The sequence below is a fragment of the Bacillus sp. S71 genome (genome assembly GCF_016625265.1).
Taxonomy (GTDB): Bacteria; Bacillota; Bacilli; order Bacillales; family Bacillaceae_G; genus Bacillus_A; species Bacillus_A cereus.
On sequence record NZ_JACVUW010000005.1, the window covers coordinates 310,960 to 325,263 of the forward strand.

The following is a 14,304-nucleotide window of genomic DNA, read 5'->3' on the forward strand; positions in this document are numbered from 1 at the left end:
TAAAGAAGTGTGTAAATCTTTTGTTTCTACTTTCTTATAATTGTCTTTCAACATGTTTTGTTTCCATACACAAAACATTCAACGAGACAATGTCCCTATGAAAGATAGCTACCCTCCTTGTGCAGCATTCCATAAGAATGTTGCTTTTTTTTATTTAAAAGCAGGATTCTCATTCTTATTTTCGAATTTGTATATACAAAATGCTGTAAAGTGAAACTTTAATCAGCCCTCACCAATCGGGCATTTACGGGCATATGTAGAGAATTACTTACATAAAAATTACTATAGTGATTCTTATCTCGCATGAATGAAACTTTCACGTTACTTACGTACTTACGAAAGGATGGGACGGAAATTGGCATACGAAAAATTTGTACTTTGGAATGATGAAGTTATTGATACAACAAAACAACAAACGTACATAGAACTTGAAGAAAGAGGTTTGCAGTTCGGAGATGGTGTCTACGAGGTTATTCGCCTATATAAAGGGAACTTTCACTTATTAGATCCGCACATAACGAGATTATATCGATCCATGGAAGAAATAGAATTATCGCTCCCTTTCTCAAAAGCTGAACTCATCACTTTACTTTACAAATTAATTGAAAGAAACCATTTCCACGAAGATGGCACAATTTATTTGCAAGTATCTCGCGGTGTACAAGCTCGCACACATATATTTTCATATGAAAACCCTCCGACAATTTATGCCTATATTACAAAAAAAGAAAGACCAGCGTTATGGATCGAATATGGTATACGCGCTATATCAGAACCGGATACTCGATGGTTACGCTGTGACATTAAATCATTAAATTTATTACCAAACGTACTAGCTGCTACGAAAGCTGAACGGAAAGGCTGTAAAGAGGCACTTCTCGTAAGGAATGGTATTGTAACGGAAGGAAGTCATTCCAACTTCTTTTTAATTAAAAACGGAACCCTTTACACACATCCAGCCAATCACCTTATTTTAAATGGCATTATTCGTCAATATGTCCTTTCTTTAGCGAATACTCTTCACATACCTGTACAGGAAGAACTTTTCAGCGTTCGTGACGTTTATCAAGCAGATGAATGCTTTTTCACAGGCACAACGATTGAAATTTTACCAATGACCCACCTCGATGGAACCGCGATTCAAGATGGGCAAGTTGGACCTATCACCAAAAAACTGCAAAAATCTTTTAATAAAATCTTGTTACAATCCAATATGTCATCTTCTTAAACACGAATAATTTCTGTCCTTTCATATTCAATATATGCATTTAAATGGAAATCAAGGTGTAAATTTATGCCTTGATTTTTTCTTGTAATCTTTTTGTCATATTCAGATTCCCACATAAGCCTTGACAGTAATCGACATGCTCTTTAGAATTTTTAACAGTTGGTAAATATTTCTTCACTACATTACAGACAGAAAGGAATCGACAAATTATGAAAAAGTATCTTGCCGGTCTTGCGGCAGTGTCTGTAGCAGGAGGAGCAGCACCTACACTTGATAGTGTTCAAGCTGCACCTGAACAAAATACACAAAAAGCTGCTACAACTGTCCAAGCTTCTGCGTCAAACAACTCATCTTATACGGTAAACGCGAGCGTCTTACATGTTCGTGCGGGATCAAGCACTTCTCACGACATCATCTCACGCGTTTATAACGGTCAATCATTAAACGTGATTGGCGAAGAAAATGGTTGGTTCAAAATTAACATTAACGGAAAAACAGGCTTTGTTAGTGGCGAATTTGTATCAAAAAGTGGAGCAGCAAACAACAATGTAAGCACAGGTGGAAACAATAAAGTTACTGCTGATGTATTACGTGTACGTACAGCTCCTAACACATCTAGTTCTGTTTCTGGACGTGTATATGAAGGACAAACATTAAACGTAATTGGACAAGAAAATGGTTGGGTGAAAATTAACCATAATGGACAAGTAGGTTATGTAAGTGGCGAATTCGTATCTGGCGTTTCTTCTAATGGGGGTTCTTCAAACAACAATACGAATAATAACAACCAAGAAGTAAAACCAGCAAGCGGAAACTATACAGTAAATGTATCTTCCCTTCGCGTTCGTACAGGTCCTAGCACTTCTCACACAACTGTAGGTTCTGTCAAAAAAGGACAAGTAGTACAAGTTGTCGGCGAAGTTCAAGATTGGTTCAAAATCAATTACGCAGGACAAACTGCTTATATAAGCAAAGACTACGTAACAAAAGGCGGTTCTAACGAAAACGTTACAGAAGGCAACAAACAAGAGCAAAACAATAGTAATGGAACTATTCAAACTGGTGGTTCTTACGTAGTTAACGCTACATCTTTACGTGTTCGTACAGGCCCTGCCGCTTACCATAGTGTAATTGGTGGCGTTTTAAACGGTACAACATTAAACGTAGTTGGATCTGAAAACGGTTGGTTTAAAGTAAATTACCAAGGAAAAACAGGCTTTGTTAGTAGCGAATTTGTAAAATTCGTTAAAGGTGGCACTACTACTCCTGAGCAACCAAAACAACCTGAAAAACCTAACCAAGGTGCAATTGGCGACTATTACATTAATGCTTCTGCACTAAATGTACGTAGCGGCGAAGGTACAAATTATAGAATCATAGGCGCACTTCCACAAGGTCAGAAGGTTCAAGTAATCTCTGAAAACTCTGGATGGAGCAAAATTAACTACAACGGTCAAAATGGTTATATCGGAACACGTTACCTATCTAAAACACCAGTTGGAGGCGCAGTAGATAATAAGCCTAACAATAACCAAAATAACAATCAAAACAATAACAACAATAATAATACAGGCAATAATAGTGGCGACAGTTCTTCCGTACTTGCATATGCAAAATCAATGCAAGGTGTACCATACGTTTGGGGCGGAACTTCTGCTAACGGCGTAGACTGCAGTGGCTACATCTACCACGTATTTAAGAAATTTGGTCATAACATTAGCCGTCAAAGTGTTGCGGGATATTGGAGTAGCCTACCACAAACTTCAAATCCACAACCAGGTGACTTAATTTATTTCCAAAACACTTATAAATCAGGTCCTTCTCACATGGGTATTTACCTTGGGGGCGGATCATTTATCCAAGCTGGAGATAAAGGTGTAGCAATCGCTTCATTAAGTAACTCTTATTGGAAGAGCCACTTCTTAGGATACACGAAAGCACCTTAATTAATAGTTTCCAAGCCTTCTAGTTTACTAGAAGGCTTTTTGCTATGAGTTCAACATATCGCTCCCTTTCTCCTACCTTCTCTCTATAAAAATAATGTATCCATTCTTCCATTTCATACACTTTATTCTGCAAAAATAATCCATAACGTTATCATAATGTATATATTCTCATAAAAAACATAACCTATTTCATGTCCATTCATTTCATATGTGTTTTTTTGAAGAATTTTCTTTTTATTTAAACTTTTCGTTAGACGTTTGACCTCCGATGTCCATTATGATAAGTTACTTAAGATGTATATTCGCAAAAGTATAGACAACTGGTTTATACACTTTTTTTACTATGAGGAAGGAGCATACACTGCATGAATCTTTTATGGGGAATTGGCGGCGTGATTGGAGTATTAGCAATTGCTTTCTTACTATCTTCCAACCGCAAAGCTATTAATTGGCGCACAATTTTAATTGCGCTAGCATTACAAATGTCATTTTCATTTATCGTATTACGATGGGATGCTGGTAAAGCAGGTTTAAAACACGCTGCTGACGGTGTTCAAGGATTAATTAATTTTTCTTACGAGGGAATTAAGTTCGTTGCTGGGGATTTAGTCAACGCAAAAGGACCTTGGGGATTTGTATTCTTTATTCAAGCACTACTTCCAATCGTATTTATTAGTTCATTAGTAGCAATCTTATATCATTTCGGTATTATGCAGAAATTTGTTAGCGTCGTTGGTGGTGCATTAAGTAAACTTCTTGGCACTTCTAAAGCAGAAAGCTTAAACTCAGTAACGACTGTATTTTTAGGACAAACTGAAGCTCCAATTTTAATTAAACCTTACTTAGCACGCTTAACAAATAGTGAATTCTTCACTATTATGGTAAGCGGTATGACAGCTGTTGCTGGATCCGTTCTTGTCGGCTATGCAGCAATGGGTATTCCGTTAGAGCACTTATTAGCAGCTGCAATTATGGCAGCTCCATCAAGCTTATTAATTGCAAAACTAATCATGCCAGAGACAGAAAAAGTAGATAATAACGTTGAACTTTCTACAGAACGTGAAGATGCAAACGTTATCGATGCAGCTGCACGCGGTGCATCTGAAGGTATGCAACTTGTTATTAACGTAGCAGCAATGTTAATGGCTTTCATCGCATTAATCGCTTTATTAAATGGATTATTAGGATGGGTTGGTTCTTGGTTCGATATTAAACTTAGCCTTGATTTAATCTTCGGTTACTTATTATCACCATTTGCAATCTTAATCGGTGTTTCTCCAGGTGAAGCTGTACAAGCAGCAAGCTTTATCGGTCAAAAACTTGCAATCAACGAATTCGTTGCATACGCAAACTTAGGGCCACACATGGCAGAGTTCTCTGACAAAACAAATCTAATTTTAACATTTGCAATCTGTGGATTCGCAAACTTCTCTTCTATCGCAATTCAATTAGGTGTAACAGGAACTTTAGCTCCTACTCGCCGTAAACAAATTGCACAATTAGGGATTAAAGCAGTTATCGCTGGTACATTAGCGAACTTCTTAAACGCAGCAGTTGCAGGTATGATGTTCCTATAAACTTATATAGAGTCTTCTCTTTCTCCAAGAGAAGACTTTTTTCATGCAATCCAAGCGTATTATATATATCTATCAACCACCTTATCCCAAATATAAGAACATTATGATACAATAATGTTTAGATCTTTTTATTTTTCTGATGAAAATAGAAATACTACTTGTTGTTGCCCTTCAAAAGAATTTAACGACATAGTCAATTTCTTAATAATTGCGCATACTACAAGTATCTATGGATGAAATAGCTTTAAGGAGGAAAGTTTTGTGAAAGATAAGTTCTATAAAATCCTCTCTATGTGGATTCTACAAATTGTATTTTATTTTACTACTGTACATGTGACGAATTATGAGCATGCGCTCATTTTTACAATAATATACGTAATCGTAAATGTACTATTCTTATTTTTAGCTGACAAAACAGCATTTATTTTCTTCATACTAGGAACCATCATTTCCGTATTTTATTTATTTTATGAAGCATGGCTTCATTTATGGAGTACATCAGTTCAATGGCAATATATGATTACCCACTTCCTGATGGCAGCTAACTTCTTCATTGTATACATAACAACTCACCTATTGAAAAAAGTTATTCATGAAAATAAAACTTTGACTGAGCGTGTGAGAACGTTGGAACAATATATTGGAGAATCAAAATTACTAACAAGACAAGAATTCGAGAGACGCCAAGCGTTATTAACGACTGCAATGAATCGTCGTAATGAAACAGGCTTTATTGTTTACTTTGATTTCACTTCCTTTAGTAAATATACGAAGGAAAGTGTTATGGACCGTGTAGCTTCCTTATTAGTTGAAACCGTAAGGAATGATTTTGACCTTGCTGCTGAATATGATAATAATACGCTAGTTATTTTATTACAAAACACAAATGAAGCTGGTGCTGATATTGTAATGAACCGCCTAAAGCCAAAAATGGAGCAATGGCTTGCAGCTGAAGCAATCCGAGATATAAAAATTTCACGTGAGCAAATTGGAAACAAAGGACAGACATTGTTATGATGACTCTCGTTATACTTCTTTTATTTCTTCTGTTTTGTGTACTCGTTTTTTGGATCAGTATCACATTTTCAATTAAATATGTTCTTATTTTTACGGCCTTTCTATTCTCTGGCTTACTCGTTTACTACTCTTTCTTAACAATCGCGGGCTTAATTCACCGAAATAGTAAACGAAAAGATCGTACGCTAGAACATTATCCGAGCGTTGATATTTTCATACCTGCTCATAATGAAGGGGTCGTTATTAAAGATACTTTAGAGGCGATGGCGAAGATTGAATATCCAGGAAAGCTAACCATTTATTTATTAAATGATAACTCTCAAGATGAAACACCTGAAATCGGCGATGATTTCGACAAAGCTTATGCCCACATTCGTCACATTCGTGTTCCGTCCGGTGAACCGAAGGGTAAATCACGCGTATTAAACTACGGCCTTAGTATTTCAGATGGTGAATACTTCTGTGTGTACGATGCAGATAACCAACCTGAACCACACGCACTGCGAATGCTTGTAGAGCACGCTGAAACAACTGAAGATGCTGTTGGAGCAGTTGGACATGTTCGTACAGTAAACGAAAAAAGAAACTGGCTGACGCGAATGATTTCGCTAGAATTTCAAATCTTCCAGCTCCTTATGCAATCTGGACGCTGGTTACTATTCCAAACAGGCTCACTGACAGGAACAAACATGCTTCTTCGTCGCTCTGCACTAGAAGAGCTTGGTGGCTATGACCCTTATGCAATTGCAGAAGATGCCGAATTAACATTACGAATTACACAAAAAGGTTATCTCTTACCAATCGTCCCAGAATCAGTTACTTGGGAACAAGAACCAGAGCATTTAAAAATCCTTATTAAACAACGTACACGTTGGCTCCAAGGGAATTTATACATTTTAGAAAAAATGTTCTCATCATTAAGTTTCTTTAAAGGAAAACTTCTCGTCCATTCCTTACAACAAGTTCTAGTGTATGTTGTATTTTGGCTATTCCTAATCATTTCGAACGTTTGGTTTGTAATTGGGCTACTCGGGATATTCCAAATTCAATATAGCATTCCGCTACTATTTATGTGGTATGTCGCATATATTACATATGTTTCTCAATTATTTAGTGCCCAGAGTGTCGAACGAACCTTTACACCGACTAATATTTTTATTAGCGTTATTATGTACTTTACGTACGCACAGCTCTTTACGTACTTATTTATTCGTAGCTTAATCTTATACTTACGTGCAAAGAGCAAGAAACAAGTCATTGGCTGGGATAAGACAGTTCGATTCAAAAAAGATAAATAAAAATAAGCACAGAGCGCCGTATGCTCTGTGCTTATTTATTGCCGTATAAATTATATATCAGACAATACCCCTTAGCTGAAAGTAATTTCACGTCCATCCCCCAACGAACGATCGACCTTCATTTATATACGAAAAAGTGATTGCTATTTTTGTAGAACCAATTGCTTCTCTTGCTGTTCTTTGCGCGTTTCAGTCTTAGGTTCCGTGCTTTCTTGGACACTACGATGTGCCACACGTTTCAAACAAATATGCTTCCACTTTCTTTCGTAACGTTTCATTATTCTAGATGTCCCCCTTGAATGCGCTTTAAAACTATTTGAAATCGCTTACAGGAAATAATATAGCACATATATATAAACGTGACAACACATTTCCGACATATTTTTGACAAAAATACGAATAGAATTCGTAAGGTATCGAATATTGTCGAAACCTATCGTTTTTTCTTCGTATAAAAGGCATACTACTTATATGGTAAAGTATTTTATTTCCCCTACCCGCATTTCAAATTCCTTCTATATAAAGTGAAACTTTCATTAGCCATCACCAATCGGGCTTTTACAAGCAGCTCGATTTATTTGCTTTTGCTGAATTTTGAGGTGAGGTTCTTACTGCTCAGCAAATAGAGGGATAAAAAAAGAGCTGATATGAAATCAGCTCTTTTCCTTCTATTATTAATGACGCTTCATACGTCCTTCTTTTTGTAACTCTTTAAATAATGCTGCCATCATAAAGAAAATAACAAAGACGAACGGGAATGCTGCAATGATAGCTGCTGTTTGTAATGCTTCTAATCCGCCAATATATAATAAGGTTGAAGCTATCGCGGCTAGAACGATACCCCAAATCATTTTAATACGATTTGGTGGGTTTAAACTACCATGTGTCGTTAACATCCCTAAAACGAATGTTGCAGAGTCTGCAGATGTAATAAAGAATGTTGCAATAAGTAAAATACCTAAAACCGATAAAGCTGATCCAAAGCTGCCCATCTGATCGAACATAGCGAATAATCCTACTTCTGTTCCCATTTCTTTCACTTTGGCGAAGATATGTGCATCACCAAACAGCTCCATATGAATACCAGTACCGCCGAACACAGAGAACCAAAGTGCACCAATTACGGTCGGCACAAGTAACACACCGATAACAAACTCACGAATCGTACGACCTCGTGAAACACGAGCAATAAACGTACCTACGAACGGTGACCACGCAATCCACCATGCCCAATAGAAAATTGTCCATGACTGAATCCATTGATTTCCACCTTCATCCAATGGACTTAAACGGAAGCTCATGCTTGGTAATTCCTGAATATAAGAACCGATTGTTGAAGTGAAGTAATTCATAATAAAGTTTGTTGGACCTGCAAATAATACAATGATCATAAGTGCAAAGGCAAAAATAATATTCGTATTACTTAAATATTTAATTCCTTTATCAAGACCTGTTTGCGCAGATAACATAAATAATACTGTTACGATTGCAATAATAACTAACTGAGTCGTTAATGAGTTCGGGATAGATGTTAAATAACTAACACCACCTGCAATTTGTTTTGCACCGAGACCTAATGATGTTGCAACACCAAACACAGTTGCGAAAACAGCTAACACATCAAATGAATGAGCAATACGCCCGTGTTCCCCGCCCTTAAATAACGGACCTACTGTCGCACTAATCGTACTTGCTTTTCCTTTTCTAAAGGTAAAGTAAGCAATACATAACGCTACAAACGCATATAGTCCCCAAGGATGTAATCCCCAATGGAAAAATGAAAAACGCAGTGCAAGGCGCGCACTTTCCTCAGTTGCACTATCTCCAAACGGAGGTGCGTATAAATGGTTTAATGGTTCGGCAACGCCCCAGAAAACTAAGCCAATACCCATACCAGCACTAAATAACATAGCAAACCATGTCATATAACTATAATCAGGTTCGTCATCATCTTTACCTAAACGAATAGAACCGTATTTCGAAACAATTAAAAAGATAGATACACCTAAAATAATAGAAACGGAAATAATATAAAACCAGCCAAACTTACTAACTAATGCAGTTTGAATTGCGGTTGTTACATTTCCTAAGCTACCTTTTCCAATAATAGATTCGGGAATAATCCCCCAAATTGTAAATGCAATACATAATGTTAATGAAACGATGAATGTTTTTGTCAGTTTCCTCATCAAATCCCCCTTCGTAGGTTTCGTTTTTGTAAATAACATAAATTCCGATATGTAAAATCGGATAGAAAACTATAATTTTGCGGTGATTTTCTTACTTTCACCTTCACCAATTCGAATTCTTATGGACAGCCTTACCTTTCGTATAACCTTTTCACTCTGCAAGAGCTACAAGTTAGAAATACTGCTGTCAAATTGTGTGAGAAAAACGCGGATAGGAATGTATTTTCCTAAAAAAGGATGTGTTACATATGTAAAAAAGGGCAAAGTTCTTCCTTGCAACCCTTTCGTTTTGTAACAATTATGCGGTTTTTTTGCTAGTATATAGCACGTGTTTATAGCTTCACAAACAAAATGTTTATGTTTATATAACTATATTACCCATAAAACGGTAAAATACTCAAGGAATGTAATCGTTTAGTAAACATCATGTAACATTCCTGTAATATTCTTATTTACGTCGAAAAAAACATGTTGTATTAAATATTTTGAATATAACTAGAAACCTATGAGTCATATAGAATGAAAAACGCTTTCCTATATTTTTTGTTATATTACAGGATGTTAACGACTTATTACGAATGGTTTGTAATTGTGTGTTTTCCCCAAATCCGAAAAAATCTGTTGCTATAATGAGGACACGAAAACAAACGCAATGGAGGCTATCATGAAAAAATTAATTGGTATAGCAACAGCAGCAGTTTTTGGTCTTGGGATTTTCACATCATCTGCTAATGCAGAAACTGTTGTAACAACAGACGTACTAAACGTACGCGAAAACCCTACTATGGAATCAAAAGTTGTCGGTAAATTACTAAACGGTAATAAGATAGATGTTCAAAATACAGAGAACGGATGGTCAAAAGTTACTTTAGACGGTAAAGACGCATTCGTAAGTGCAGAGTTCACAAAAAGCATCTACTACGTAACAGCTAACGTATTAAACGTACGTGCTGAAGCGAACACAAACTCAGAAATTCTTGGAAAGTTGAAGAAAGACGATGTAATCGAAACAACGAACCAAGTACAAAATGAGTGGTTACAATTTGAATATAACGGGAAAACAGCTTATGTTCATGTTCCTTTCTTAACAGGTACAGCACCTGTAATTGAGAAACAAGAAACGACTGTTCCTGCTAAAGCTGAAGCACCAGCTAAGGCTCAAGCACCTGCAGCACAAGCAAAACCAGCTGCTAAGCCTGCTGTGAAAGCTGCTGAAACTAACACACCATCTGGTGGTCGTGAGTTAACAGTTGTAGCTACAGCATATACAGCTCACCCGAGCGAAAACGGTGGCACATATGGCGGCCGTGTATTAACTGCAATGGGTCATGATTTAACTGCGAATCCAAACATGAAAATGATCGCTGTTGACCCGAAAGTAATCCCATTAGGATCTAAAGTATGGGTAGAAGGTTACGGAGAAGCTATCGCTGGAGATACTGGTGGTGCAATTAAAGGTAACCGTATCGACATCTTACTTGGATCAGATAGCGCTGCTCAAAAATGGGGACGCAAAACTGTTAAAGTGAAAATTTTAAAATAACCAATGACTGCTAAATTACAAGCCGGTTCTCTTTATTGAGAGCTGGCTTTTATTTATTTATAATACATATAAGGAGGCTATGCCCATGAATGTACAAGCAAAAGTAGACTGGATTGGTACGCCAAAGCCGTACATATATAAAGATGAAGTAACATATAACGCTACTTCTATTGATTTCTCACTCGCTGGCGATGATAATCGCTATAAGTTAATTGTGCTCAAGTCTGAAAACAATACACATTACAAAATTGTGCAATATGGAATAAAACCAGGCTCTCAAAAACCATTTCCTATCGACATTCCATTTGAACAAAATATGTTGCCAATTATAGAGCAAATACTACATGATTCGTATGTACAAGCGATATTAAAGGAAACGCACTCATAATTTTAAAAAAATATATCAACGATTTTCCGAATATATCTATCATAAATCGCAATATATCAACGATTTTTCAATTATATCTATCATAACTTACGATATATCAACGGTTTGACACGAAATATTGATTTAGCTACAAAATAAAGAGGCTGTTCAAATATTGAACAGCCTCTTTCATATTAACGAGTTGGACCAGATACATCTTCTGATTTCAACGTATTATTTGCACCAAGAGAATGATACAGCATCTTTCCATTTCCATTCACAGTTACAATATGTTCGTTATTAAAACTTTTGAACTTCACAGATCCATCACCGTAACGAATGTGATACTCTTCATATGTCGTTACTTTATATTTCGTATCACTTTGACGCTCTACATTACGAACTTCCATCGTTAATAAGTCTTCTGTAATTCCTTTTTTGTGTAAATACTGTATATAATCACGGTCTTCCTTATACGATTTCCCGCTCTTATCATAATTATTTTCAATTAAACTAAAATCATTTAATGAAATTGCACGTACGTTATCATAAATATGATTTTTTACAAATTCGCCCACTGCTGAATTTGATGTTTCTTTCGGGAATTTTAAGTAATACGTGCTTTGGTCTCCAATTTTAATACTTTCAGATTTCATCACACCAAAATCAGTAGTTTTCTCTAAATGTACTTCTACTGTTTCATCTGTGGATACAGGACCAAGCTTATAACTTCCATAACTTAATTTTCCACGTTTTTTCCCGTTCACAAATACAGTTGCATCACTTTCATCAGAAGAAATGCTTACATACTTGCCTTCAAGCGATAAATCAATTTTCACTTTCTCACTCTGCTCATCCGCTAAATCTACTTCTTTCTCTGTTTCTAATTCAGTAAGTTCTGTCTTCGCCGTTGCCTTTACAACATATGTACCTGGGAAGTATGGCCCCAACTCTTTCGAATTTTTATCACTAGAAAGCTCTGTTTCTTTTTTGTCATTCACATATATTTCTGCATTCTTTGCAGTTGTACTTACATTCATATAATAAGATTTTATGCTGAACTTATACTTTGGATATAAGAACCACTCTTTTCCCTCTTCTACTATTTCCCCGTCTTTAAATGCAGGTTTATCTTTTGTTAACTTTTGATCTACTGTCTCTTTCTGTAAATAAGACAACAATTGTTTGTTGTAAGAAGGATTCTCTTTTAAATAACGCATGTACGCTTTAATATCCTCTGTCTTAATCTTTAAGCTTGAATCATTTGCTTTCACAAACTCATCAATTGCGTTAATATCTTTCTTTTGGAATGCTTCAATCATTACATTTACTTGCTTTTCTTTTGAAAACTTATATGCTCCAAATTTATATGCCCCAAATAATAAAATAACAATAATAGCTAAACCAATGATTAAAAATACATTTTTCTTACTTTTCACTGGTTTTGTCTCGCTTTGTAATTCTGTATATGAAGCAGCAGTGTTATCAACGATTACTTCTACTTTACTCCCACACTCAGGACAAAAGTTTAAATGGTCTGCAACGTTCTTTTTACATGTTCCACAAAACTTCAACGTGCTCTCCTCCTATTTTTTAGCTAATTTCATTCCAGCAAATGCTGCTACATATGTCACAATCAAGCTAAACAAAGTTAAATATATAAATGAATTTTGCATAGATAATACCGTTCCACTTGTTCCAAATAAACCTGTTACAGTTCCTGAAACATTAATTTGGAACTTAGAAATCATATTCATTATAATCATCATAATTGTGTAAGAACCACTGCATACCGCTAATGTAATATATATATTGGCAGTCGGTAATTTAGCTAACTTTCTTCCCGCTCTAAACATAAAGAACAATGGAATAATAAGCAGTAATAAACCATAATGGAATACGTTATTCACTTTATCAAATTCTGCAAGGCTTTCCTCATTTGCTCCTTTTGAAATCAATATCTCTCTGAGCTCTACGCCATTTACAGAGACGCCTGATATAAATGAAAACGATAGTGTGCTCTCATATGCTTTTGATTTCTTACCAATTCCAGTAAATTCCTTACTAAGTGCTGGACTTGATACTTCTAACGGCGCAAAATGAGCCATACTCCATAATTGAGGTGTTAACTCTAATGCTAATAATGTACTTTCAGATTTTAAAGTTGTTATTTCTTTTAATGGTTCAATACCATCTTCCTTACTTACTAACGCCATAATACAAACCGCTACCGCTGTTACTAAAAGTCCTTTTATCATAGCTGAAACACCGTAATAAACAGACGCTCCATATGGCATTAACTCTTGAAATGCTGCTGCCATATTGTTTTTGCTTGTATGAGCAATAAATCCTAATAAGGTAAATAATGTCCCACATACAAAACCACTCAATAAACTCTTAATCGCTGAATAGCCAACCGTAATCTTACCTGCATCTGAGAATGGAATTGCAAAAGATTGTGATGCTATAAAACTTATAATGAATAAAAAGACGCCATAAATAATACCAACTGTTGATGCCATAAAAATTTGATCTTTAATCGTTTTCGCAACATGCTGCTTCCCTAACCAAATTCCTGTACCAGCGAAAATAATAAATGGAATGATTAATAGTAATGTAAATGGAGTATGCCAAGATAAAGAAAATATCAATCCACTATCGTCGTTAGCTGTAAAACCAAGTAAATGATAACTTAACATCGTAGAAGTTGCACTCGAATAAAAATTCGGCAACATTTCTAATTCTTTCGCAAATTTGCTAAACATCTCACTTAACATAGAAGCAAATAATAAACTACCAATCCAACCAGCAATTAACATGAGAATACTTGCAACAGCCCCACCAATAAAACCTTTTTGTAAAACGGCTTTATCTGCTTTAAATTCAACTTTAGGAGCACCATCCATTGTAGGCAATTTTACAGATTGTTCTTTTTTCTTCGCAACAAATAAAGAATACCCACACCTTTGACAATATAAATTTTTTTGAGCATTTTCATTGCCACAACCTTTGCAGTATTTTGCAGTATCTTTTTCTAATGTTATTGCATCTATAGCTCCTGCAATCTCCATACTACCTTCATTTGGACAATAATTTACTTCTTCACCATGTTGTTTTCCACATGTGCGACAATACATTT

At 35.8% G+C, this 14,304-nt stretch carries 10 protein-coding genes; 7 read left to right on the forward strand and 3 right to left on the reverse strand.

Annotated features, from left to right (window positions below):
- Positions 1 to 343: 343 nt before the first annotated feature.
- From IBT51_RS14425 to IBT51_RS14445, 5 genes are all read left to right on the forward strand, one after another.
- Complete coding sequence (locus tag IBT51_RS14425) at positions 344 to 1,228, forward strand: D-amino-acid transaminase (RefSeq protein WP_084746299.1); 885 nt, start codon at positions 344 to 346, stop codon at positions 1,226 to 1,228.
- 209 nt (positions 1,229 to 1,437) lie between these two features.
- Positions 1,438 to 3,174, forward strand: coding sequence for a C40 family peptidase (locus tag IBT51_RS14430; protein ID WP_200458724.1), 1,737 nt, complete (start codon positions 1,438 to 1,440; stop codon positions 3,172 to 3,174).
- Positions 3,175 to 3,539: 365 nt separating this feature from the next.
- The gene (locus IBT51_RS14435; protein WP_001051020.1) at positions 3,540 to 4,751 is read left to right on the forward strand and encodes a NupC/NupG family nucleoside CNT transporter; all 1,212 of its coding nucleotides are present in this window, start codon (positions 3,540 to 3,542) and stop codon (positions 4,749 to 4,751) included.
- Between the two features lie 261 nt (positions 4,752 to 5,012).
- Positions 5,013 to 5,768: a nucleotidyl cyclase domain-containing protein gene (locus tag IBT51_RS14440; RefSeq protein ID WP_000653228.1), complete on the forward strand. Its 756-nt coding sequence runs from the start codon at positions 5,013 to 5,015 to the stop codon at positions 5,766 to 5,768.
- Positions 5,765 to 7,066, forward strand: a complete 1,302-nt coding sequence (locus IBT51_RS14445; RefSeq protein WP_000988755.1) for a glycosyltransferase family 2 protein — start codon at positions 5,765 to 5,767, stop codon at positions 7,064 to 7,066. The genes IBT51_RS14440 and IBT51_RS14445 overlap by 4 nt, the downstream gene beginning before the upstream one ends.
- 674 nt (positions 7,067 to 7,740) lie before the next feature.
- Here the strand turns inward: IBT51_RS14445 and opuD are convergent.
- On the reverse strand, positions 7,741 to 9,255 hold the full coding sequence (gene opuD, locus IBT51_RS14450) for a glycine betaine transporter OpuD (protein WP_200458725.1): 1,515 nt from the start codon (positions 9,253 to 9,255) through the stop codon (positions 7,741 to 7,743).
- Positions 9,256 to 9,919: 664 nt separating this feature from the next.
- Between opuD and IBT51_RS14455 the strand changes: the two genes are divergently transcribed.
- The gene (locus IBT51_RS14455; RefSeq protein WP_200458726.1) at positions 9,920 to 10,798 is read left to right on the forward strand and encodes a cell wall-binding protein EntA; all 879 of its coding nucleotides are present in this window, start codon (positions 9,920 to 9,922) and stop codon (positions 10,796 to 10,798) included.
- A gap of 85 nt (positions 10,799 to 10,883) precedes the next feature.
- Positions 10,884 to 11,186 carry a DUF3910 family protein gene (locus IBT51_RS14460; RefSeq protein ID WP_001102541.1) on the forward strand — a complete coding sequence of 101 codons (303 nt, stop codon included), beginning with the start codon at positions 10,884 to 10,886 and terminating at the stop codon, positions 11,184 to 11,186.
- A 173-nt stretch (positions 11,187 to 11,359) separates the two neighbouring features.
- On the opposite strand, the gene IBT51_RS14465 is transcribed toward IBT51_RS14460, so the two are convergent.
- Both IBT51_RS14465 and IBT51_RS14470 read right to left on the reverse strand, forming a co-directional pair.
- Positions 11,360 to 12,739, reverse strand: a complete 1,380-nt coding sequence (locus IBT51_RS14465) for a zinc ribbon domain-containing protein (protein ID WP_200458727.1) — start codon at positions 12,737 to 12,739, stop codon at positions 11,360 to 11,362.
- A gap of 12 nt (positions 12,740 to 12,751) precedes the next feature.
- Positions 12,752 to 14,302, reverse strand: a complete 1,551-nt coding sequence (locus IBT51_RS14470) for a zinc ribbon domain-containing protein (protein ID WP_197233086.1) — start codon at positions 14,300 to 14,302, stop codon at positions 12,752 to 12,754.
- Positions 14,303 to 14,304: the final 2 nt, after the last annotated feature.